The sequence below is a fragment of the Jiella avicenniae genome, assembly GCF_021390325.1.
Classification (GTDB): domain Bacteria; phylum Pseudomonadota; class Alphaproteobacteria; order Rhizobiales; family Rhizobiaceae; genus Jiella; species Jiella avicenniae.
In genome coordinates this window covers 163,220-186,250 of record NZ_JAJUWU010000007.1, presented here as the reverse complement: position 1 = coordinate 186,250, position 23,031 = coordinate 163,220, and the positions used below count along the sequence as shown (strand labels likewise).

Below are 23,031 nucleotides of genomic sequence, written 5' to 3'. Positions count from 1 at the left end.
CTGCCCCGACCTGGCGCCTTGATCTGCCGCAATGCGGCAGGACGGTGCGAGCGGTAGTCGCCGGCCCATGACGTCCTCCCGTGATCGCCCCGGCCCGGCCCTCTCCTTCGCGCGCGCCTCCGCCCGCCGGGACGGCCGCGCCATTTTCCTCCTCGACGCCCTGCGGACAACCGGCCGGCTCGGCTTCGCCGCCGGCCTCGCACTGACCGCAGGCCGGATGATCGAAGCCGGAACGCTGGAGCCGGCGCCGCTCGCCGGTGCCTTCGGTGCGCTTCTCGTCGGCGGCGCTGCGGGCTGGGTCGCCGCCCGCCGTGCGGCGCGGGCGGAGGCGGGAGTCGCCGCGGCGGTCCTCTCACAGGCCGAAGCGCGGCTCTGCGAGATGCCGGTGCGCGACCTTGCGGGCCGGCCGCGCGGCGCGCTCGTCGCCGGCATCCAGCGCCATCCCGGCGCCCTCGCCCGGCTCGTCGTCTCCCATGCCGGCGCGCGGAGGACGATGGCGCTCGGTCCTCTCCTCGCGGTCGCCGCGATCGCGCCGGTCTCGTGGGAGGCCGCCGCCGCGCTGATTCTCGCGATGCCGCTGATGATCGTGTTCTTCGCCCTCGTCGGCGGCCTGATCCAGAAGCGCGCAGACACGCGCGAAGCCGCCCTCGGCCGACTGGCGGCGCAGTTTTCGGACCGGGTGCGGGCTCTGCCGACGATCCTCGCCAATCACGGGCTGGAGCGCGAGACGCAAAGGCTGGAGGCGCGGATCGGCGCTTACGCCCGCGGCACGATGAGCGTCCTCGCCGTCGCCTTCCTCAATTCCGGCATCCTCGACTTCTTCTCCTCGCTGTCGATCGCCGTCCTTGCGGTGTTCCTCGGCCTCGGTCATCTCGGGCTTCTGAACGTGCCCGGCTTCGACCATCTGGCGCTGTGGCAGAGCCTGTTCATCCTCCTCGTCGCGCCGGAATATTTCGCGCCGTTCCGCCGCTATGCCGAGCTCTATCATGCCAAGGCCGAGGGTGCGGCGGCCGCCGAAGCGCTCGACTGGATCTTCGCCCCGGTCGCGGAAGGCCGAGCGCTTCCCGATGCGGTCGACGCGAGGCTCGCCGCGACCACCGGCTTGACCTGGCCGACGACCGGCCTCGTCGCGATCACCGGTGCCTCCGGCACCGGCAAGACCACGCTGCTCCGGCGGCTCGCCGGCGTCGACACAGGTGCCGGAGCGCAGCCAGTTGGACCACCGATCGCCGGCGAACGCGTGAGCTGGGTCTCGACCGAGACCGACGTCGCGGCCGGCACCCTCTCCGACGCGCTCGTCAGGGGAACCGATGCGATCGACCGCGACGGTCTCACCGCCGTGGCCGGGACCCTCGGCCTTCTCGACGACGCGCTTCTGCCCGGCGGACTCGACGCCCCGATCCACTCCGGCGGCGAGAACCTGTCCGGCGGCCAGAGGCTGCGGATCGCGGTCGCGCGCATGCTGCTCGCCACGGGCCCGGCCTTCTGCGACGAGCCGACCGCCAAGCTCGATGCCGACAACGCCGAGCGGGTCCGCAGGGCGCTGAGGCTCGCGGCGGCATCCCGGCTCGTCGTCGTCGCCACTCACGACGCGGCGCTGGCGGCGCTGGCCGACGCGCGCATCGACCTCGCCGCCCCGCAACTCCGGCCGGAGGCCGTCGCAGCATGAGCGCCATCGCCGAACCCGCCGCAGGCGCGCCCGGACGCGCCGCACCCGAGCCCTCGGGCACCGACCGCGCGGCTTCCGCCGGGCGCTGGCGCCTCGCCTTCTTCCTGGCCGGTCTGTCGCTTCTCGCCGGCATCTTGCTGGCCAGCGTCTCGGTCTGGTTCCTCGGGGCCGTCGCGCTCGCCGGAGCGGGCTCGGCGGCGATCGCCTTCGACTTCCACACGCCGGGTGCGCTCGTTCGGCTCTTCGCCCTCACCCGGACCCTCGGCAAATACGGCGAGCGGCTTTCCGGCCACGCGGCGGCGCTGGCCGATCAGGTCTCGCTGCGTCTGACGATCTTCGAGGCCATGACAGAGGCGCCGGCGACGCGGGCCGCCGGCTGGCAGCTTTCCCGCGAGGAACGGCTCGCCGACTGGCTGGAGGATGTCGAGGACCGCGACGACGAGCGGCTTCGGGTACAGTTTCCCGCCGCGACGCTGGCCTTCGGATTCGCCCTCCTCTTCGCCGCGACGCTGTTTGCGGCACCGCTGGCCGGCGCGCCGATCCTCGTCTTCGTCGGCACCTTGCTGTTGCTCGGGCGGCGCGCCATGGGCCGGATCGCGGCAAGCGAGGCTGCGCTGCGAACGGCGCGGCGGGCCGGTTCGTCCGAACTCGGCACCGCACTGGCGGCGCTGGTCCCGCTCGCTGCCGAACGGCGCCGGGAAGAATGCCTCGGCTCGGCCCTTGCCGGGTTTCGTGCGGCGGAGGCGGCTCGTCGCCGTCAGGCGGAAGCGGTCGCGACGCTCGACCTTGCGGCCGGTTTCTTCGGGCCGATCGCCGTCACCGCCTTGATGATTGCCGCCTTTCATGCCGGCGCCCGTGGCGGGGCGCTGCTGCCGGCGGCCTTCGTCGGCTTCGGCTGGCTGGCCCTCGGCGAGGCCGCCGGCGCGCTCTCGCGCATCGTCGTCGGCCGGGTGAAGGCAAAAGCGGCACGGGCCAATCTCGCGGTCTGGACCGACGGGATTGCCCGACCCTCGGGAAACTCGCCCGCACCAGCCGCCGTCGCCGAGATCGGTCTGCGGGGCCTGCGAGTGGCCGCGCCTGACGGCCGGCCGATCGGCCGGGTGCTCGACCTCACCTTCCGGCGGGGTCGCCCGACCGCCGTCACCGGCGTCAGCGGCTCCGGCAAGACGACGCTGTTGAAGACGATCGCCGGCTGGCTCGACCCCGCCGAGGGGACGGTGACGATCGACGGCGCGGGTCTCGATGCGGCGGCGCGGCGGCGGCGCGTCCATCTCTGCCTGCACGATGCGGCGATCCTCGCCGACACCGTGCGCGCCAATCTCTTCGCCGACGGCGCATCCGATGCGGAGCTGCGTGCCGCTCTCGCCGCCGTCGAGATGGACCGGCGCATCGCCGAAGGCGGCGGCCTCGACGCCTGGATCACCCAGGATGCGCTGTCGCTCGGCGAGGCGCAGCGGCTCAATCTCGCCCGCGCTTTCCTGACCGAGGCGTCGGTGATCCTCCTGGACGAGCCGACCGAACATCTCGACGCGGCGCAGGCGATCCGCATCCTCGCCCGCCTGCGGCTGCATGCGAAGGATCGCATCCTCGTCTACGCCGCCCACCGCCCGCCGCTGTCCGGCGACGCGGTCGTGCCACTCTGACGTCTTCCGGCGGACGCGGCGCGATCGCTCACGTTCCGAGCGCTCGGGGACATGCCATCATTCAGGGAGAATTGGCGAACGACGGAGACCGACGCGGACGAGCCTTTGCCCGTTCGAAGCCGACGTTGCTTCGACATCCGGAACGCCGGCGCAATCCGCCGGCCGCTCATGGACGACGCGATCGGGACGTCGGCTTGCGCTGCCGCGACGGCGCAAGACGTCGTTCCGCCCATCTCGCGCCGGCTTTCGCAAGGCGGCGCAGCGCGACGTAGGGCTCGGAATGCCGGAGAAGGTTTCGGCGCGGAAAGCCCCGGTCGATCATCCCCGACGGGGGTCGACAGGAGCCTTGGTCTCCAGGATCTGGAAGAAGCGACGGAATCGACGGGCTTGATGCGCCCTGGGCGTCGGTCTCCCTCCGGGTCGGAATGGTCCCTCGGTTCCGGCGTCAGTCGACGAGATCCTGCAGCGCCGCACGATTGCGCAGGACGACATGGCGGCTCGACGGCAGGGCGATCAGCTTGTCGCGCTCGAACTGCGACATCGTCCGGGACACCGTCTCGATGGTCAGGCCGAGATAGTCGGCGATGTCCTGGCGGGTCATGGCGAGATCGACGCATTCGCCGGTGCCGCGGCCCGCCCAATCGAGCAGGAAGGAAGCGAGCTTCTGGGCGGCGCTGCGCCGACCGAGAAGCAGGGCATGCGCCTGGCTGCGCTTGAGGCACGTCATGGCGAAGCCGAACACCGTCAACGCCGTGGCGCCTTCGCCGCCGTCGAAGGCATCGAGCCCCGACCAGCGATAGGCGACGACGCAGCAATCGGTCACGGCCTCGGCCGACAGCCGGTGTTCGCCGCCGGTCTCGAGACCGAAAATCTCGCCCTCGGCATGGAAGCCGTCGATCTGCCGGCGGCCGTCGCTGGTGAACCGGCAGGTCCTGACGACGCCGTGCATGACCTTGTAGAAGGAGCGGACGGTGTCGCCCTCGGCGTAGATCTCGCGCCCCTCGGCGAAACTGAGGACCTGGCCGGCGAGCGCCGTGCCCGCTGCACGCCCCTGACTCTCGCCCGCAGGCTGCGTCTCGCCCCCCGGCGACGATCCGAATGCGGCGAACGTCGCCGAAGAACGCCCCTTCGACGAGGTCGGCCGGTACTCGGCGTCAACGGTCGGGATGGCGGTGCGGGCGGCGGCGGTGCTCGACATGGAAAGCTCCCCTCGGGTCTTCGATCGGTCGAGAGGACCTTAGCCGGCCGGGCGCGGCGCGAAATTCGGTTTGCTCCTAAGGGATTCTACGTAGGTTCGCCGTCGCGCCGGCCGAGACACGCATCGGACGGGCACGGCCGACCGTTTGCGACGACGTTTCGCCACTGCCGCCGAACTCCGATCCGGCAGCTTTCCGGTCGGCACGGACGAAAAGCCCGTCGGCGTCTCGACGATCGGTCTCAATGCACGTGGATCGCCTGCCGGATGCAGTCGAAGAGAATCGTGCCGATCAGCGGCTTCTGCAGCACCGCATGGGCTCCGACGTCGGCGGCGCGTTGACGCAAGACGGCTGTCGAATGGCCGGTGATGATGATCGCCGGCATCGCGAAGCCGAGCGCCCGGACCGCCTCGATGACGGCGATGCCGTCCATTTCCGGCATCTTGAAGTCGAGGACCAGGCATTTGGCAACGGGAAGATGGGGATGCTCGACGAGTTCCTCGCCGGCCTTGCACAGACCGACGCCCAGGCCCTCGAGCTCGAGCGAGAACTTCAGCGATTCCCGCACCGCCTCGTCGTCGTCCACGACCAGGACCAAGGTCTTCTCAGCTGTCATCGGACGAACTCCGGTGGCCGCGACACGGCAAGATGGCGATAAATCGGCGGGAGGATCGACCAAAAATCCCGGCGAGTCTTTGACTTGGCGCAAGGTCACGCGGGAAAACCCTTTGCCGCTTGCCCCTCGCGCTCACGCCGTCGGAAGCTGCGGAGGCGCCCGCCCGACGGGGGGACGCGAAGGAAGAGCGCCCGTCCCGCCCAAGCGCCGGTCACATCCGGATCGCACGGGTTCGGGGAGCACCTTCGGGGAGCGCCGACGTCGCGATCACCGCAAGGCGCATTCACCATCGTCCGCAGAACGACGGCGCGACCTTCCCGGCGAAGACCTTGCAAATGCCGAAACCGTAGGGAGCCGTCCGGAAACCCGTGTCACCAGCAGCGATCACCGCCATCGGCATCGCGGCCGATTGCCCCGGTTCGGAGATTTTCGAATTTGGTCGGAGCGAGAGGATTCGAACCTCCGACCCCCTGGACCCCATCCAGGTGCGCTACCAGGCTGCGCTACGCTCCGACGAGTGACTGCCTATCCAAAGGCAGCGGCCGACGCAAGATGTTTCAGCGCCGCCGGCGGTCGGACAGGCCGGGAAGGTCGGCGCAGACGTCGCCGAAGTCGTGCGGCTCAGGCGGTGGCCCGCTGCATCGGCGAGCCGATCCGCTCGATGTCCCAGCGGGGCGCCCAGGGAGCTTCGACGTCGACGACGCGGCGCATGTCGAAGATGTAGCGGCGCTCCACCACGGATTCGATCGTGCTGAAGTCGAAGCTCTTGAAGTCGGCCCATTCGGTCGCGACGAGGACGGCGCTCGCGCCTTCGCAGGCCGCGGCGATCGAATCGCACTGGCTGTAGCCGCGATGGTCGACGGCGAACCTCGCCACCGGGTCGTAGCTCCTGACCTCCGCCCCCTCCTCCAGCAGCGCGTGGACGATGTCGACGGCCGGGCTGTCGCGGACGTCGTCGGTGTCGGCCTTGAAGGCGAGGCCGAGCACCGCGAGGCGCTTGCCGGACAGCTTGTCGCCCATCGCCGCCTCGATCCGCTTCAAAATGCGGAACCGCCGCGAATCGTTGATGCGGATGACCGTCTCGACGATCTGCTGCTGGACGCCGTGGCGCCGCCCGATGGTCGCCAGCGCCAGGGTATCCTTGGGAAAGCACGAGCCGCCATAGCCGGGACCGGCGCGCAGGAACTGCGGACCGATGCGGCTGTCGAGGCCGATGCCGCGGGCAACCTGCTCGATGTCGCCGCCGACGGTCTCGACCAGATCGGAGATCTCGTTGATGAAGGTGACCTTGGTCGCCAGGAAGGCGTTTGCGGCGTATTTGATCGTCTCGCTGGTCGAGGTATCGGTGAGGATCATCGGTATGCCGCGATCGGCGAAGGCCGCGTAGCTCGCCTTCACCCTTTCCCGGGCGGCCTCGTCCGCTCCGCCGATGACGATCCGCTCGGGATTGAAGAAATCCTTCAGCGCCGTGCCTTCGCGCAGGAATTCCGGATTGGAGACGATGTGCAGCCGCTTCTCCGGATGGTCGCGGTCCAGCCGCAGCTGCAGGCCGGCGCAGGTGCCGATCGGCACCGTCGACTTGACGACGACGACCGCGCCGTCCTTGGCGATCTCGGCGATGTCGGAGACCGCCGCTTCGAGATAATCGAGCCGCGCATTGCCGGTCCGCTCGCTGGTCGGCGTGCCGACGGCGACGAAGAAGAGATCGGCCCGGCGCGCGTCGGCAATGTCGGCCGTGAACGAGATCATACCGTCGTCGATTGCGGTTGAAAGGGTTTCCTCGAGCCCCTCCTCGAAGATCGGCGGAACTCCCTTCTTCAGCATCTCGATCTTGCGGACGTCCAGATCGACGCAGACGACCTTCTGGCCGAAGCTCGCTAGCCCGACTGCCTGGATCAGCCCGACATAGCCGACGCCGACCACACACACTTCTGCTGCCGTCACTGTCTCGTTCCTCTTTCGACGTTGCTGCCCCGATACACCGGCTGCAACGACAGTCAAGCCGCGTCCCGCCAAACCGCCGATATTGCCGGCCGGCGCGACAATCCCGCAACCATTGCTCGCCTCTTCCCCAAAGGAACCGCCTGATGCCGATGTCGGACTGGCCGGTTCTCAGACGAAATGCTTCGAAAGCTTCAGCCCCTGCGCCTGATAATTCGAAGCAAGATCCGCTCCGTAGAGCCGATCCGGCCGCGCCGCCATCCGCTCGTAGACCAGGCGGCCGACGATCTGTCCGTCTTCGAGGATGAAGGGCACGTCGTGGCTGCGCACTTCGAGGACGGCCCGGCTGCCCGCGCCGCCGGCCTGCGAATGGCCGAAGCCGGGATCGAAGAAGCCGGCGTAATGCACCCGAAACTCGCCGACCAGCGGATCGAAGGGCGTCATTTCGGCGGCGTGGTCCGGCGGCACGTGCACGGCTTCCTTGGAGACGAGGATGTAGAACTCGTCCGGGTCGAGCACCAGTTCGCCGGTGCCGCGCCGGGCGATCGGCTCCCAATAGTCCGCCAGCGGATAGGCGGCCCGCCGGTCGACGTCGACGAGGCCGGTGTGGCGCTTGCCCCGGTAGCCGACGAGCGTGCCCGCATCGCCCGAAAGGTCGATCGACAGCGCGATGCCGGCATCGGAGATGTTGGCCGCCTCGGCCGTGGTCAGCCGGGCCAGCTCGTGCAGTTCGGTCAATTCGGAGGCGGAAAGGGTCGGCTCGCCGCAGCGAAAGCGGATCTGCGACAGGCGCGAGCCCTCGCGCACCAGGATCGGAAAGGTGCGTGGCGAGATTTCGAGATAGAGCGGGCCGCGGTAGCCGGCCGGCACCTTGTCGAACTCCTGGGTGTGATCGGCGAGGACGCGGGTGAAGATGTCGAGCCGGCCGGTCGAGGATTTCGGATTGGCCGTCGCCCTGACGTGGTCCGGCAGCGCCAGCCGCTCCATCAGCGGCACGACGTAGACGCAGCCGGTCTCCAGCACGGCGCCGCCTTCGAGGCTGAACTCGTGCAGCGCGAAGCGCTCCAGCTTGTCTTCGACCGAATGCCCGCCACCGGGCAGGAAACTGGCGCGGACGCGGTAGGCTACCGGACCGAGCCGCAGGTCGAGCGAGGCCGGCTGGATCTGGTCGCCGTCGCGCTCGCGCGTGGACGACAGGGCGCCTGCCTGAAACAGCGCCGCGATCTCCCGATCCGGTAGAATGCCTTGCAACGTCGCGCCCACCGTCGAGCCGTCCTCTCGTCGTTCGCCCGCCCGGCTTGGCGGGCATCGCGAGTTTTCACGGATTGACGCCTATCGTCATCGGAGCTATTTGCAAAGCCATCGTGGTGATTTGGCCGGCCGGCTTGCAGCCACGTAAAACAACTCGCTAAAGGGCCGATCCGAAGACGAGGACGTTTTTCGAACCGGCGTTGCGAGATCCGCAAAGGCCGGTTTTTTGCTGTTCGGAGAAGACGATGCTGAAGTCCAGCGACGACAAGAAGAAGCCTCTGAAGCCCGCCACGCTGATGGTCCATGGCGGCACGACGCGCTCGGGATTCGGCGAGACGTCCGAGGCGCTGTTCCTGACGCAGGGCTTCGTCTATCCGACCGCCGAAGCCGCCGAAGCCCGCTTCAACGGCGACGAGCCGGGCTTCATCTATTCGCGCTACGCCAATCCGACGACCCGCATGTTCGAGGAGCGGATGATGGCGCTGGAAGGCGCCGAGGACGCCCGCGGCACCGCCTCGGGCATGGCCGCCGTCGCCAGCGCCATCCAGTGCCAGGTGAAGGCGGGCGACCACATCGTCGCGGCCAGGGCGCTGTTCGGCTCCTGCCGCTACGTGGTCGAGACGGTCATGGCGCGCTGCGGCGTCGACTGCACGCTGATCGACGGCCGCGACCTCGACCAGTGGCAGAAGGCGGTGCGGCCCAACACCAGGGTCTTCTTCATGGAGACGCCGACCAATCCGACGCTGGAGGTGATCGACATCGCCGCCGTCGCCGAGATCGCCCATGCGGCGGGCGCCACCCTCGTGGTCGACAACGTCTTCGCGACGCCGATCCACCAGAAGCCGCTCGAACTCGGCGCCGACGTCGTCGTCTATTCGGCGACCAAGCACATCGACGGCCAGGGCCGCTGCCTCGGCGGCATCGTCCTGTCCTCGAAGGACTGGATCGACGAGAATCTCCACCAGTTCTACCGCCACACCGGCCCGGCGCTGTCGCCCTTCAACGCCTGGACGCTGCTGAAGGGCCTCGAGACCCTCCCCCTGCGCGTCGCCACCCAGACCGCCGCGGCAGCGACGATCGCCGACCGCCTCGCCGAGCGTCCCGAGATCGCCCGCGTCCTCTATCCGCACCGCGAGGACCATCCCGACTACGCGATCGCCAGACGCCAGATGGCGGCGGGCTCGACCCTCGTCGCCTTCGGCGTCTCCGGCGGCAAGGAGGCGGCCTTCCGCTTCCTCAATGCGCTGGAGATCATTCTCATCTCCAACAATCTCGGCGACGCCAAGAGCCTCGTCACCCATCCGGCGACGACCACCCACAAGAACCTCTCCGCCGAAGCGCAGGCCGAACTCGGCATCGACGACGGCCTGATCCGCCTGTCGCTCGGGCTCGAAGACGTCGAGGACCTTTGGGACGACATCGAGGGGGCGCTGGCGGCGGTCTGAGGCGGCCAGGTCGGCGCCTGGCGCCCCTCGCCCTTCGAGGCCGCCTGCGGCGGCGCCTCGTGATGAGGGGCTTGAGAACCGCTGCGCCTTACTCCTTGCGCACCGGCCCGTTGCCGCGTCTTTCGATCGGCCGCCAAGCTTTTCGTGTTGCAGTCTCTCGGCAATCTTCGGCGATCGTGGCGGCGAAATCTGCGCGTCCCGAGGTGCTCGCCCGCTCGCCGAGCGGGTGAGCCTCGAAGGGCGAGGGTGCGGGCCGGGGGACGCAGAACGGCTGTGAAAGCGTGACGTGGTGTTCCCACCGAGCCTGCTCGTCCGTCACCCGAACGTCCTCACCGCCAACCGCACCCGCGCCAAAAACGTCCAGGCCGTCATCGCCGCGAAGACCAGCGCGATCACCGGGAACCATCCCGGAAACAGGCAGAACAGGCAGAAGGCGATGATCGTCTCGCTGGCCTCGGCGAGGCCAGTCGAGAAGAAGAACGACTTCCTCCCCCGGACCTCGGTGGTGATCTTCCGTTTCTCGGCGAGAATGGCGTAGGCGAGAAAGCTCGCGCCGTTGGCGTAGAAGGTCAAAAGCAGCAAGGCGGCCGGCAGCGCGTTCTGCGCCGGGTCGAGCAGTGCGAAGCCGAGCGGGATCACGCCGTAGAAGACGAAGTCGAAGACGATGTCGAGATAGCCGCCGAGATCGGTCGGCTTGGTCTGCTTGGCGATCGCCCCGTCGAGCCCGTCGCACAGCCGCGACAAAAGGATGAGCACAAGCCCGAGAAGCGGCGCGCCGAAGGCGATGGCCACTGCCGCTGCGAAGCCGATCGCGAGGCCCGCCACGGTGACGGTGTTTGCCCCCACGCCGGCGGCCACCAGCCGCGCCGCCAGCCGCTCCACCGGCGGGTCGATCCGACGTCTCAGAACCGCGTCGAGCAATGGCCGTCCTTCTTCGCAAATCATGCGGCGCCGGGCGCCGATCCCGGCCACACTTCGTCGTCCCGTCGATTTGCGCAACATCGGCACGACGATTTTCCGGCCGGGAGCGGGAAACCGAGAACGTCGGGGAACCCGGCCGCCGAACGGTGAATTCGTCACGGGTTTTTGCTATCGTGGCGATCCGCGATCCGATGTTTCGAAAAGGCGACGAGTGCAATGTATCAAGCGACGACCCGGCAGATCGTCGTGACCGTGATGCCGGTCTTTCTGGACGAGCAGTCCGAGCCGTCCGAAGGTCGATGGGTCTGGGCCTACCGGGTCGAGATCGAAAACGACGGCGACGTCGCCGTGACGCTCGAGCAGCGATACTGGCACATCACCGACGCGAACGGTCATGTCGAGGAAGTGTCCGGGCCGGGCGTCGTCGGCGAGCAGCCGGTGATCCTGCCCGGTGACAGCTTCACCTACACCTCCGGCTGCCCGCTCTCGACGTCCTCGGGCATCATGCGCGGCTATTATTCGATGCGCTCCGACGGCGGCGAACTCTTCGACGTGGAGATCCCCGCCTTTTCGCTCGACCTGCCGTCGGACGACCGCATTCTCAACTGAAGCCGCTTCTCTTCGACAGGCCGGCCGGCGGCAGCAATGTCCTCGCCGCCCATCGGCCGGCTGGCCAAGCGCCCTTTGCCGAAGCCGCCGAACCGTTCGCCGGACGCTTTGCCAACTTCGCGGCGGCGGTCTAGAAGCGTCGCGCAACCATTGGAGAGGGCGATGAACGAGCCTCGCAAGGCCGATCCCTCGCGGCTTTTGGAACTCAGGGCCAAGATCGACGCGATCGACGAGTCGGTGCACCGGCTGCTGATGCAGCGCGCCGCCGTGATCGACGAACTGATCAAGGTGAAGGGCACCGCCAGAAACGGCGCCGCCTTCCGGCCGGGCCGCGAGGCGGAGATGATGCACCGGCTCGCCGAGCGCCATTCCGGCCATCTGCCCCTGACCGCCGTCGAGCATCTGTGGCGCGAGATCATCTCGACCTTCACGGCGCTCCAGGCGCCGTTCGAAGTATTCGCCTGCGGCGACGCGATCGACGCCATCGACACCGCCCGCTTCTATTTCGGCTTCACCGTTCCCCTGACCCTGCTCGCCTCGCCGGTCGAAGTGGTCGAGGCGATCGAGAGCGGTGGCGACGACAGGCTCGGCGTCGTCGACCTTGCGGCCAGCCGCGATCCCTGGTGGGAGCGACTCGAAAGCGCCCAGATCGTCGCGCGGCTGCCGTTCTTCGACGTTGCCGGCCGGCCCGCGGCGAGCCCGGCCCTCGTGATCGCGCCGCCGCTCGCCGATCCCGTTCCGCCCGAGGTCGCGTGCTACGCGGTGAAACGGCGCGGTCCGATGGACGATCCCGGCGGAGAGGTCGACGTCGTCGCCAGCCTGTCGAGCGAGGACGTCACCAGCGCGCTCGTCGCCTCGCATCTGCCGAGGGAGGCCCTTGCCGAGCGCCTCGCAGCCGCCCTCGACATCCGCCAGATTGGCGGTTATGCGGCTCCTTTGGCGCCGCAGTGTTCCTGACGGCTGCCACGACATCTCTTTCGAAGGCCAGGCCAATGGCGATGAAACCTGTTCCCAAGAACGGCGTGCTCGACATCGAGATCTACGTCCCCGGCAAGAGCCGTGCGCCCGACGGGATCAAGCTTCACAAGCTGTCGTCGAACGAGACGCCGCTCGGCCCGCCCCCTGCGGCCATCGAGGCCGCACGCCGCGCGATGGCCGATCTCGCCGCCTATCCGGACGGCCAGGCGAGCGAGCTGAAGGCGGCGATCGCCGAGGTGCACGGCCTCAATGTCGCGAACATTCTCTGCGGCAACGGCTCCGACGAACTCCTCGGCCTGCTCTGTCAATGCTATCTCGCGCCCGGCGACGAGGCGATCCACACCGAGCATGGCTTCCTCGTCTACGAGATCCAGATCAAGGCCGCCGGCGCGACGCCGGTCGTGGCGCCGGAAAAGGATCGAACGGCTGACGTCGACGCGATCCTCGAACGCGTGACCGACAGGACCAAGCTGGTCTTCCTCGCCAACCCGAACAACCCGACCGGCACGTATCTTCCCTTCGACGAAGTGCGGCGGCTGCAGGCCGGTCTTCCGGGCCACGTCGTCCTCGTCCTCGACGCGGCCTATGCGGAATACGTCCGGCGCAACGACTACGGCGCCGGCATCGAGCTCGTCTCGGCCTGCGAGAACGTCGTGATGACCCGCACCTTCTCGAAGATCTACGGCCTCGCGGCCCTGCGAATCGGCTGGCTCTACGGGCCGGAGGCGATCGTCAAGACCCTCGACCGGGTGCGCGGACCGTTCAACCTCAACGCCGCGGCGATCGCCGCCGGCGCTGCCGCGATCCGCGATCGCGCCTTCATCGAGGAGGCCGCGAGCTTCAATGCCGAATGGCTCGACTGGACGACCCGCGAGATCGAGGCGCTGGGTCTTCAGGTGACGCCGAGCGTCGGCAATTTCGTGCTCGTCCACTTCCCCGACGAGGCCGGCAAGGGCGCTGGCGAGGCCGACGCGTTTCTGACGGCGCGAGGGTTCATCCTGCGCCGGGTGGCGGGTTACGGCTTCCCGAACGCGCTGCGCATGTCGATCGGCAGCGAGGAAGCCAATCGCGGGGTCGTCGCCGCGCTCGCCGAATTCCTGAAGAGCCCGTCCTGATGAGCGAACCCCTGTTTCGGCGGATCGCGCTGATCGGCATCGGCCTGATCGGCTCGTCGATCGCTCTCAACGTCCGGGCGAGCGGCCTTGCCGGCCACATCGCGATCGCCACGCGGCGCAAGGAGACGCTGGCCAAGGCCGAGGAGCTCGGCCTCGGCGACAGCTACCACCTGGAGGCGAGCGAGGCGGTCGAGGACGCCGATCTCGTGATCCTCTGCGTTCCCGTCGGCGTTTGCGGGGCGGTCACCCGCGAGATCGCGCCGCATCTGAAAGGAGGCGCGATCGTCTCCGACGTGGGCTCGGTCAAGGGAGCGGTGATCGCGCAGATGGCACAGCATCTGCCCGACGGCGTCCAGTTCGTGCCCGCCCATCCGCTCGCCGGCACCGAGCACTCCGGCCCCGAAGCTGGCTTCGTCGAACTCTTCCGCAATCGCTGGTGCATCCTGACGCCGCCGGAAGGAACGGATCCGGCGGCGATCGCCAGGGTCGAGGCGTTCTGGCGGGGCTGCGGCGCAAACGTCGAGACGATGACGGCCGAGCATCACGACCTGGTGCTCGCCATCGTTTCCCACGTGCCGCATCTCATCGCCTACAACATCGTCGGCACGGCAGCGGATCTCGAAGAGGTGACCCAGTCGGAAGTGGTCAAGTTCTCGGCCTCGGGCTTCCGCGACTTCACCCGCATCGCCGCATCGGATCCGACGATGTGGCGGGACGTCTTCCTGACCAACCGCGACGCGGTGCTGGAGATGCTCGCCCGGTTTTCCGAGGATCTGGCGAGCCTGCAGCGGGCGATCCGCTGGGGCGACGGCGACACGCTGTTCGATCTCTTCACCCGCACCCGGGCGATCCGCCGCAACATCATCGAGGCGGGCCAGGACACGGCGCAGCCGAATTTCGGCCGCGAGCCGGGCAGCGGGACGAAGTCCGGGAGCTGAGACCGTCGCCCTCCTTCAGCGCGAGCCGGCGGTTCAGGCCGGCGGCAGTTCGTCCTGCATCGGCGGCTCGCGTCGCAGCCCATCCATGAACACGTCGACCATCCGCAGCACCGTCGGCTCCCAGTGGTCCTCCCGGCGGGCGAGGCACATGCCGATCACCGTCTGCAGCATGTCCTCGGCCGACACGTCGGCGCGCAGCCGGCCGCCGGCTGCGGCCGCAGCGTGCAGCCGCTCCATCGCCACCGACAGCGTCGCGTAGGAATAGCAGGCGATCTCCGAACTGCCGTCGATGGCAACCGCCAGCGCCTTGCCCATGCCCTTCTTCGTCGCCACCATGCCGACGAGCGCATGCAGAAAGTCGCGCAGCCCTGCGACCGCATCGTCCGAGCTTTCCAGCTTCAGCGCCAACGCGGCAAGCTGATCGATTTCACGGCGATAGACCGCCTGGAACAAGGCTTCCCGGGTGGGGAAATGGCGGTAGAGCGTGCCGATGCCCACGTCGGCGCGACGCGCTACCGCCTCCAATGTGCCCTCGCCGCCCGTCTCGCGAAACACCGCGGCTGCCGCGCCGAGCAACTTCTCACGGTTTCGTATGGAGTCCTGTCGCGGCCGCCGGATTGTTTTCGTCGATCGTCTCTCCATCTCGCGAATTATAATCCTTCCAGGCTTGAAAGCGGAGGATCCCTCCGTATAATTACACTCGGCAGGTGTCCCGGCCCGTGGCCCCGACCCGCTGCAACGCGTGTTCCCGACAAAGGCGAGAACCGCAAGATCCATCTCTTGCCTGCCGCATCGTGCGGTGCCTCGGGCTGCTGCAAAGCCGGCGCCTTCGCTTGTCCATGAAATCCGATCCCTCGAAAGGTAACCCCATGAACCTTTCTCTGACACTCACGATCAACGGGAAGCGACGCGAAATCGTTCTCGACGATCCCCGCGTGACGCTTCTCGACCTCCTGCGGGAACGGCTCGATCTCACCGGCGCCAAGAAGGGCTGCGACAGGGGCCAGTGCGGCGCCTGCACGATCCTCGTCGACGGCCGGCGAATCAATTCCTGCCTGGCCCTCGCCATCAGCTACGACGGCGCCGCCATCACCACCATAGAGGGCCTGGCGGACGGCGAGACGCTGCATCCCGTGCAGCAGGCCTTCATCGACCATGACGGCTTCCAGTGCGGCTTCTGCACGCCGGGCCAGATCATGAGCGCCGTCGGCCTGATTTCCGAGGGCCAGTCCGGCGACGATGCCGAGCGCGTCCGCGAGGCGATGAGCGGCAACATCTGCCGCTGCGGCGCCTACAACGGCATCACCGAGGCGGTCCTCGACGCCCGGGCGAAAATCTCCGCGGGCAAGGAAAGGGACGCGGCATGAACCTCTTCGAATACGTTCGTCCGGCCTCGATCGCCGAAGCGGTCGCGGCCGCCGGCGAGCCCGGCTCGGCCTATCTCGGCGCCGGCACCAACCTCCTCGATCTGATGAAGGGCGGCGTCTCCCGGCCGAGCCGGCTGATCGACCTCACCCATCTGCCCGATCTTGGCCGGATCGAGACCTCGCCGGACGGCTCGACCCGGATCGGCGCCTTGGTGAAGAACTCGGCCCTCGCCCATGATCCGGATTTCGCCAAGCGCTTCCCGGCGGTCGCCGAGGCGCTGCTGTCCGGCGCCTCGGCGCAGTTGCGCAACGCCGCGACGGTCGGCGGCAACCTGATGCAGCGCACCCGCTGCAGCTACTTCGCCGACACCGCGAGCGCCTGCAACAGGCGCGAGCCGGGATCGGGCTGCGACGCGATCGGCGGCGAGAACCGCTCGCACGCCGTCCTCGGCTGGAGCGATCACTGCATCGCCGTCCACCCGTCCGACTTCTGCGTCCCGCTGGCGGCGCTCGGCGCCATCGTCGAAATCGAGGGGGCGGACGGCCGCCGAAAGGTGCCGCTGACGGACTTCCACCGCCTGCCCGGCGACACGCCGGAAAAGGAGACGGTACTGGAGGCCGGCGAGATGATCGTCGCCGTCAGCCTCCCCGCCGAAGCCGCGGCCTTCGCCGGCCACCAGCGCTACCTCAAGGTCCGCGAACGCACGTCCTACGCCTTCGCGCTCGCCTCGGCGGCGGCGGCACTGCGGATCGAGAACGGCACGATCCTCGAAGCCCGGATCGCGCTGGGCGGCGTCGCCACCAAACCCTGGCGCTCGCAAGCCGCGGAAGCCGTCCTCACCGGCGCCGCGCCCGGCAGAGAGGCGTTCGAGAAGGCCGCCGAAGCCGCTTTCGCCGAGGCACGGCCGTCCGGCGACAATGCCTACAAGATCGAACTCGGCAAGCGGGTCGTCGCCCGCGTGCTGGCGATGGCCGCGGCCGGCACGCCGGAGCGCATGCCGGCCCTGCCCGCCTCGCCCTTCGCCTCCGAAACGGGAGCCAAAGCCCATGTCTGATACGATCGAGACACCATCTGGCGCAATGCCTGCGAGCCGCACCCGCTTCGGTTCGAACAGCGGCCAGCCAATGACCCGCCGCGACGGCGTCCTGAAGGTCACGGGTGGCGCCACTTTCGCCGCCGACAACCATCCCGAGGGAATGCTCCATGCCGTCTATGCGGCGGCGACGATCTCCCGCGGCCGCGTGACGTCCCTGAATGTCGATGCCGCCCGGGCACATCCGGGTGTCGTGGAGGTGCTGACGCCGGCGAACCGGCCGCCATTGGCCATCGACCCCGACACCAAACCCTACCCCTTCGCCTTCCGCACCGAGGTCCTGCAGGACGACACGGTGCGTTATGCCGGCCAGCCGATCGCACTGGTCGTCGCCGAAACGCTCGAGTCTGCCACCGAAGCCGCCCGGCTGCTGTCACCGACCTACGATGCCTCGCCGGCGCGTATCGATTTCGATACGGTCGAGCCATTCGATCCCCAGGCCGTCGGTGTGGGCTCGCCTCCGACCGCCGAGAAAGGCGACGTCGAGGCGGGGTTGGCCCAGGCGTCGCACCGCGTCGACGCGCGCTACGAGACGCCGGGGCAGTATCACAATGCCATGGAGCCGCATGCGATCGTTGCCACATGGGACGGCGACAGGCTGACGCTCGACACGCCCAACCAGGCGATCGTGATGTCGACCGGGTCCTTCGGTGCGTGGTTCGGCATTCCGGCTGAGAATGTCACGATCCGCAGCCCGTTCCTCGGCGGCGGCTTCGGCTCCAAGGCGATCATCGTCGGCCCGCAGATCCTGACCATCCTTGCGGCGAAGATGCTCGGCAGGCCGGTGAAGCTGGCGCTGCGGCGCGACCAGATGTACGGGCCGGTCGGCCACCGCGGGGCAACGCGGCAGGAGTTCCGGCTCGGCGTCGACGCAGATGGCCATCTGACTGCGCTCGATCACCTGACCACCGCGGTGACATCGACTTTCGAGGACTTCATCGAGCCGGCATCCAATGCCTCGCACGATCTCTATGCCACACCGGCGTTGTCCTCCCGCCACAAGGCGGTGCGGCTCGACATCGGCACGCCCGGGCCGATGCGCGCGCCGGGCGAGGCCTCGGGTTCGGCGGCGCTGGAATCGGCGATCGACGAGGCGGCGCTCGTCGCCGGCCTCGACCCACTGGAGTTCCGCCTGAGAAACTATGCCGAGACGGATCCGGCCTCCGGCAAACCCTTCTCGGCCAAGGCGTTGCGGGAGTGCTACGCCGAGGGTGCGGAACGCTTCGGCTGGTCGAAGCGGCCGCTTGAGCCGCGACAGATGCGCGACGAGGCCGGCCGGCTGGTTGGCTGGGGCATGGGCACCGCGCTGTTTCCCGCTTCGATGTTCCAGGCCAACGCGACGGCGACGCTGCGCGCCGACGGCACCGCCCTGGTGGAGACTGCGGGCGCCGACATGGGCCAGGGCGCATGGACCGCGCTGCACCAGATCGCGGCGGACGGGCTCGGGCTCGACATCGGCAGCGTCGAGTTCCGCTCCGGCCATTCCGGGCTGCCGGACGGCGGCATCGCCGGCGGCTCCGGCCACACCGCGACGGCCGGCAACGCGCTGCACGCGGCGGGGACCGACGTGATCGCCAAGCTCGCCGACCTTGCGACCAATGACGAGAACTCGCCGCTCTTCGGCGCCGGCAATGTCGGCGTCGAGGCTCGGGATGGCAGGCTCTACCGCGCCGACGATCCGGACCGGTCACAAAGCTACGGCGAGATCCTCGCCCGCGCGGGCCTTGCCGAAATCGAGGGTGCGGGCCAGGGCGGCCGCGATCCGGCGAGTGCCGAGGAGCGGGCGATGTTCTCCCACGGCGCGGTGTTCGCCGAGGTGACGATCGACCCGGATCTCGGCCAAATCCGGGTCACCCGGCTCGTAGGAGCGTTCGCCGCCGGACGCATCGTCAATCCGCGCCTCGCCACCAGCCAGCTCTATGGCGGGATGATCTGGGGCATCGGCTTCGCGCTGCACGAGGAGGCGGTGCACGACAAGCGCTCCGGCCGGATCATGAACGCCAATCTCGCCGAGTACCGCGTGCCGGTGAATGCGGACGTTCCGGCAATGGACGTCATCCTGGTCGACGAGCATGACCCCCACGTCAATCCGCTCGGCATCAAGGGCGTCGGCGAGATCGGCATCACCGGAACCGTCGGCGCCATCGCAAACGCCATCTGGCACGCGACGGGCGTCCGCTTCCGCAGATTCCCGATCAACATCGTCGACCTCCTGGAGGGCGCGGCAGCCCGCTGAGCTTTCCCCAAGCACCGCGGATCACCGCAGAACGACGAACCCCGCCGGTAGTCCATGCCGGCGGGGTTCGTCGTTGTCCGGCGGCCGATATTCGGCGCTTCAATCGGCCACGGCCAGAAGATCAGCCGCCGGCCAGGAGCGCGAAGACCCGCGGCAGCATCGTCGGCAGATCCTCGGCGATCAGCCCCGGCCCGAAGGCTTCCGCGGCCTTCCCATGCATCCAGACGCCCGCCGCGGCGGCCTCGAAGCTCGGGGTTCCCTGCGCCAGTTGCGCCGCGACGATGCCGGTGAGAACGTCCCCGGTGCCGGCCGTCGCCAGCCAGGGCGTGCCGCTGGCGTTGATCGCAGCCCGCCCGTCCGGCGCGGCGATCACCGTGTCGCGCCCCTTCAGGACGACGACGGCGTTCGATCGCGCCGCCGCCTGCCGCGCGCGGACCGGCTTCGACAGGTCGTCGGCCGCAGCGAGATCGGGAAACAGCCGCTTGAACTCGCCGGCATGGGGGGTGAGGACGAGCGCCGGCTCGCCGTCCGCGCGCGCCTTCCCCGCCTCGCCCGCCGCGTCGAACAGCGTGGCGGGATCGTCCTGAAACGCGGTGATCCCGTCGGCGTCGAGCACCAGCCGCCGCCCGGCGGCGAGCACCGCTTGCGCATAGGCCCGGGCGTTCTCGGCTTGCCCGAAGCCGGGGCCGAGCACGAAGGCGTTCAACCGCCCGTCGCCGAGCCGCTCCTCGAGCTCTGCCGCGTCCTCGCAGCGCTTCAGCATCACCGCGGTCAGATGAGCCGCGTTGACGAGGAGCGCGCTCGCCGGGGAAAACACCGTGACCAGCCCGGCCCCGGCCCGCAGGGCCGCCGTCGCCGAAAGCCGCGCCGCACCGGTCTGGCTCGCTCCGCCGGAAAAGACCACGGCATGGCCGCGGTCGTATTTGTGCCCGGCCTCGCTCGGCAGGACGAGCCGCTCGTGCCACAGCGCCGGCCCGGTCTCGAAGGTGCGGGGTCCGATCTCGGAGAGGACAGCGTCGGAAATGCCGATGTCGGCGACGATGACGGCCCCGCAATGGGAGCGGCCCGGCTCGACGAGGTGCCCCGGCTTCTTGCGGAAGAAGGTGACGGTCGCCTCCGCCGCGACGGCCGCGCCGAGAACGGCGCCGGTCTCGCCGGAGATGCCGGAGGGAAGGTCGACGGCGAGCACCGGCGTCGCCGCCGCCTTCAGCCGCGTGACGACCTCCGCCACCTCCCCTTCCAGCGGCCGCGACAGCCCGGCGCCGAACAGCCCGTCGACGACGAGGTCGAAGGCTTCCGCTCGAAACTCCGAAAGTGCGCCGGCCGGCCCGTGATAGGCCGCAGCCGCGATCGCCGCATCGCCCGACAGCTTCCCCGGCGGGCCGAGGTGGAACAGACGCACGTCCCGCCCCGCTCGCAAGAGGATCGCGGCGGCGGCATAGGCGTCGCCGCCATTGTTGCCGGGCCCGGCGAGCAGCGCGATCCGCAGCGCCGCCGGAAAGCGCTCGATCGCGGCCGCGGCGATTGCGGTCGCGGCCCGCTCCATCAGCACGATCCCCGGCGTGCCGGCAGAGATCGTCCGCCGGTCCGCCTCGCCCATCTCGCGGGGAGTGAGTAACGCTGCATCCGATGCGCGATTCTGCGCCATATCGCCTGCCTTTTCTTTCCTCATTATGGGCAACGATTGAGCAATTCTCGTCCGAGAACTCGTCTGCGTGTCGCGCACGATGATAGGGCGGGAAGCGGCGGCGAAAAATCGTCCTGAGACGACGGCAATGGGCCGTCGGCTCCATTGCCCCCTGCCGCAGGCTCGCTATTTCGTTTATGCCTTCGGTGCCGGTCTGTTGGCACGACACCTGCATTGCCGGCTGCGACGGGCCCGACGCCCGCTGCAACGAAGAAGTCATTGAAAAGGTCAGTCGATGAAAAAGGTCGAGGCGATCATCAAGCCGTTCAAGCTCGATGAGGTGAAGGAGGCGCTTCAGGAGGTCGGACTCCAGGGCATCACCGTGACCGAGGCCAAGGGATTCGGCCGGCAAAAGGGCCACACCGAGCTCTATCGGGGGGCCGAATACGTCGTCGACTTCCTTCCCAAGGTGAAGGTCGAGATCGTTCTCGCGGACGAGACCGTCGAGGCGGCGGTCGAGGCGATCCGCAAGGCGGCGCAGACGGGCCGCATCGGCGACGGCAAGATCTTCGTCTCGCCGATCGAGGAAGCCATCCGCATCCGCACCGGCGAATCCGGCACCGACGCGATCTGACGCGCCGGGCGTCAGCCGAAGATCGGGGCGGCCACCTTCGCGGGCCGCCCGAACCGACGACGACCGGGATGGATCGCGAGCCCGCCATGCGATAACGAGCGGGTGTCCGGACCGGGACCAGAGAGACTCTTCAACAGGGAAGGAAGGCCATGACGAGCGCCAACGAGATTCTGAAGCAGATCAAGGACAACGACGTGAAGTTCGTCGACCTGCGCTTCACCGATCCGAAGGGCAAGATGCAGCATGTGACGATGGACGCCTCCATCGTCGACGAAGACATGTTCTCCGAAGGCTCGATGTTCGACGGCTCGTCGATCCAGGGCTGGAAGGCCATCAACGAATCCGACATGGTGCTGATGCCCGATCCGGAGACGGCCTACATGGACCCGTTCTTCGCCCAGGCCACCATGGCCGTCACCTGCGACATCCTCGATCCGATCTCCGGCGAGGCCTACAACCGCGACCCGCGTTCGACCGCCCGCAAGGCCGAGGCCTATCTCTCCCAGTCCGGCATCGGCGACACCTGCTATTTCGGCCCCGAGGCCGAGTTCTTCGTCTTCGACGACGTGCGCTACAAGGCCGACCCGTACAACACCGGCTTCAAGCTCGATTCCACCGAGCTGCCGTCGAACGACGACACCGAATACGAGACCGGCAATCTCGGCCACCGTCCGCGCATCAAGGGCGGCTACTTCCCGGTTCCGCCGATCGATTCCTGCCAGGACATGCGCTCCGAGATGCTGACGGTGATGGCCGAGATGGGCGTTGCCGTCGAGAAGCATCACCACGAGGTCGCGGCGGCCCAGCACGAACTCGGCATCAAGTTCGACACGCTGACCCGCAACGCCGACAAGATGCAGATCTACAAATACGTCATCCATCAGGTGGCGAACGCCTATGGCAAGACGGCGACCTTCATGCCGAAGCCGGTCTATGGCGACAACGGCTCGGGCATGCATGTCCACCAGTCGATCTGGAAGGGCGACAAGCCGTCCTTCGCCGGCAACGAATATGCCGGCCTGTCGGAAAGCTGCCTGTTCTACATCGGCGGCATCATCAAGCACGCCAAGGCGCTGAACGCCTTCACCAACCCGTCGACGAATTCCTACAAGCGGCTGGTTCCGGGCTTCGAGGCGCCGGTGCTGCTCGCCTATTCGTCGCGCAACCGCTCGGCCTCCTGTCGCATCCCCTTCGGCCAGTCGCCGAAGGCCAAGCGCCTCGAGGTCCGCTTCCCCGATCCGACGGCCAATCCCTACCTCGCCTTCGCCGCCATGCTGATGGCCGGCCTCGACGGCATCAAGAACAAGATCCATCCGGGCCAGCCCATGGACAAGGATCTCTACGACCTGCCGCCGGAGGAGCTGAAGGAAATCCCGACCGTCTGCCGCTCGCTCCGCGAAGCGATGGAAAGCCTCGATTCCGACCGCGACTTCCTGAAGGCCGGCGGCGTCTTCGACGACGACCAGATCGACGCCTTCATCGACCTGAAGATGGCCGAGGTGCTGCGCTACGAGATGACGCCGCATCCGATCGAGTTCGACATGTACTATTCCGTCTGAGCCGGCCCGGCCCCGGCTTCGGGGCAGAACCGCAACGTCGAGGGGCGTCCGGCAACGGGCGCCCTTCTTCGTTCGAGAAAGGCGAACGGGCGGGCACCGCGTCGAGGAGGCGTGGCCTTCGAGCGACTTTGTCGTGGAAAAATGCCGAATTTCCCGGCCGAACGGCACATCGGGCAGGCGTTCGCCTTGAAG

Annotated in this window: 19 protein-coding genes, 1 tRNA gene and 1 riboswitch; of the genes, 12 read left to right on the top strand and 8 right to left on the bottom strand. The window is 68.5% G+C overall.

What is annotated here, in order from left to right:
• Window positions 1-67 precede the first annotated feature (67 nt).
• Together LZD57_RS08615 and LZD57_RS08610 are read left to right on the top strand one after the other, a co-directional pair.
• Window positions 68-1,669, top strand: coding sequence for an ABC transporter transmembrane domain-containing protein (locus LZD57_RS08615; RefSeq protein WP_233719201.1), 1,602 nt, complete (start codon window positions 68-70; stop codon window positions 1,667-1,669).
• Entirely contained in the window at window positions 1,666-3,312 is a 1,647-nt protein-coding gene (locus LZD57_RS08610; protein WP_233719200.1) for an ATP-binding cassette domain-containing protein, read from the top strand. Before LZD57_RS08615 ends, LZD57_RS08610 begins: the two co-directional genes overlap by 4 nt.
• A 445-nt stretch (window positions 3,313-3,757) precedes the next feature.
• Here the strand turns inward: LZD57_RS08610 and LZD57_RS08605 are convergent, their stop codons facing one another.
• From LZD57_RS08605 to LZD57_RS08585, 5 genes are all read right to left on the bottom strand, one after another.
• Window positions 3,758-4,510, bottom strand: coding sequence for a helix-turn-helix domain-containing protein (locus tag LZD57_RS08605; protein WP_233719199.1), 753 nt, complete (start codon window positions 4,508-4,510; stop codon window positions 3,758-3,760).
• A gap of 239 nt (window positions 4,511-4,749) precedes the next feature.
• Window positions 4,750-5,124: a response regulator gene (locus tag LZD57_RS08600; protein ID WP_233719198.1), complete on the bottom strand. Its 375-nt coding sequence runs from the start codon at window positions 5,122-5,124 to the stop codon at window positions 4,750-4,752.
• 436 nt (window positions 5,125-5,560) lie between these two features.
• Window positions 5,561-5,637 (bottom strand) — tRNA-Pro (locus LZD57_RS08595).
• Between the two features lie 108 nt (window positions 5,638-5,745).
• Window positions 5,746-7,068, bottom strand: coding sequence for a UDP-glucose dehydrogenase family protein (locus LZD57_RS08590; protein ID WP_233719197.1), 1,323 nt, complete (start codon window positions 7,066-7,068; stop codon window positions 5,746-5,748).
• A 168-nt stretch (window positions 7,069-7,236) separates the two neighbouring features.
• Complete coding sequence (locus LZD57_RS08585; protein WP_233719196.1) at window positions 7,237-8,316, bottom strand: 2'-deoxycytidine 5'-triphosphate deaminase; 1,080 nt, start codon at window positions 8,314-8,316, stop codon at window positions 7,237-7,239.
• Between the two features lie 103 nt (window positions 8,317-8,419).
• A riboswitch (SAM riboswitch) is annotated at window positions 8,420-8,497 on the top strand.
• A 64-nt stretch (window positions 8,498-8,561) separates the two neighbouring features.
• On the opposite strand from LZD57_RS08585, the gene LZD57_RS08580 reads away from it, so the two are divergent.
• The gene (locus LZD57_RS08580; protein WP_233719195.1) at window positions 8,562-9,761 is read left to right on the top strand and encodes an O-succinylhomoserine sulfhydrylase; all 1,200 of its coding nucleotides are present in this window, start codon (window positions 8,562-8,564) and stop codon (window positions 9,759-9,761) included.
• A gap of 315 nt (window positions 9,762-10,076) precedes the next feature.
• Here the strand turns inward: LZD57_RS08580 and LZD57_RS08575 are convergent, their stop codons facing one another.
• A complete protein-coding gene (locus LZD57_RS08575) occupies window positions 10,077-10,682 on the bottom strand; it encodes a CDP-alcohol phosphatidyltransferase family protein (protein ID WP_233719194.1) in 606 nt (201 codons plus the stop codon).
• Between the two features lie 216 nt (window positions 10,683-10,898).
• On the opposite strand from LZD57_RS08575, the gene apaG reads away from it, so the two are divergent.
• The 4 genes from apaG to LZD57_RS08555 all read left to right on the top strand — a co-directional run bounded on the left by apaG (window position 10,899) and on the right by LZD57_RS08555 (window position 14,322).
• On the top strand, window positions 10,899-11,291 hold the full coding sequence (apaG, locus tag LZD57_RS08570; protein WP_233719193.1) for a Co2+/Mg2+ efflux protein ApaG: 393 nt from the start codon (window positions 10,899-10,901) through the stop codon (window positions 11,289-11,291).
• Between the two features lie 162 nt (window positions 11,292-11,453).
• Window positions 11,454-12,248, top strand: coding sequence for a chorismate mutase (pheA, locus tag LZD57_RS08565; RefSeq protein ID WP_233719192.1), 795 nt, complete (start codon window positions 11,454-11,456; stop codon window positions 12,246-12,248).
• A 41-nt stretch (window positions 12,249-12,289) separates the two neighbouring features.
• On the top strand, window positions 12,290-13,384 hold the full coding sequence (hisC, locus tag LZD57_RS08560) for a histidinol-phosphate transaminase (RefSeq protein WP_420844776.1): 1,095 nt from the start codon (window positions 12,290-12,292) through the stop codon (window positions 13,382-13,384).
• Entirely contained in the window at window positions 13,384-14,322 is a 939-nt protein-coding gene (locus LZD57_RS08555) for a prephenate/arogenate dehydrogenase family protein (protein ID WP_233719190.1), read from the top strand. The genes hisC and LZD57_RS08555 overlap by 1 nt, the downstream gene beginning before the upstream one ends.
• A gap of 33 nt (window positions 14,323-14,355) precedes the next feature.
• Here LZD57_RS08555 and LZD57_RS08550 read toward each other — a convergent pair whose 3' ends face one another.
• On the bottom strand, window positions 14,356-14,898 hold the full coding sequence (locus LZD57_RS08550) for a TetR/AcrR family transcriptional regulator (RefSeq protein ID WP_338034693.1): 543 nt from the start codon (window positions 14,896-14,898) through the stop codon (window positions 14,356-14,358).
• Between the two features lie 293 nt (window positions 14,899-15,191).
• On the opposite strand from LZD57_RS08550, the gene LZD57_RS08545 reads away from it, so the two are divergent.
• The 3 genes from LZD57_RS08545 to LZD57_RS08535 are packed head-to-tail and all read left to right on the top strand — an operon-like array spanning window position 15,192 to window position 19,019.
• Window positions 15,192-15,689, top strand: coding sequence for a (2Fe-2S)-binding protein (locus LZD57_RS08545; protein WP_233719189.1), 498 nt, complete (start codon window positions 15,192-15,194; stop codon window positions 15,687-15,689).
• The gene (locus LZD57_RS08540; protein ID WP_233719188.1) at window positions 15,686-16,744 is read left to right on the top strand and encodes an FAD binding domain-containing protein; all 1,059 of its coding nucleotides are present in this window, start codon (window positions 15,686-15,688) and stop codon (window positions 16,742-16,744) included. The genes LZD57_RS08545 and LZD57_RS08540 overlap by 4 nt, the downstream gene beginning before the upstream one ends.
• Complete coding sequence (locus LZD57_RS08535) at window positions 16,737-19,019, top strand: xanthine dehydrogenase family protein molybdopterin-binding subunit (RefSeq protein WP_233719187.1); 2,283 nt, start codon at window positions 16,737-16,739, stop codon at window positions 19,017-19,019. Before LZD57_RS08540 ends, LZD57_RS08535 begins: the two co-directional genes overlap by 8 nt.
• Before the next feature lie 121 nt (window positions 19,020-19,140).
• On the opposite strand, the gene LZD57_RS08530 is transcribed toward LZD57_RS08535, so the two are convergent.
• Window positions 19,141-20,667 (bottom strand): NAD(P)H-hydrate dehydratase, encoded by a 1,527-nt coding sequence (locus LZD57_RS08530; RefSeq protein ID WP_233719186.1) that lies wholly within the window; start codon window positions 20,665-20,667, stop codon window positions 19,141-19,143.
• A gap of 274 nt (window positions 20,668-20,941) precedes the next feature.
• Here LZD57_RS08530 and LZD57_RS08525 point away from each other — a divergent pair, with 274 nt between their 5' ends.
• On the top strand, window positions 20,942-21,280 hold the full coding sequence (locus LZD57_RS08525) for a P-II family nitrogen regulator (RefSeq protein ID WP_083589801.1): 339 nt from the start codon (window positions 20,942-20,944) through the stop codon (window positions 21,278-21,280).
• A 149-nt stretch (window positions 21,281-21,429) separates the two neighbouring features.
• On the top strand, window positions 21,430-22,839 hold the full coding sequence (glnA, locus tag LZD57_RS08520) for a type I glutamate--ammonia ligase (protein ID WP_233719185.1): 1,410 nt from the start codon (window positions 21,430-21,432) through the stop codon (window positions 22,837-22,839).
• Window positions 22,840-23,031: the final 192 nt, after the last annotated feature.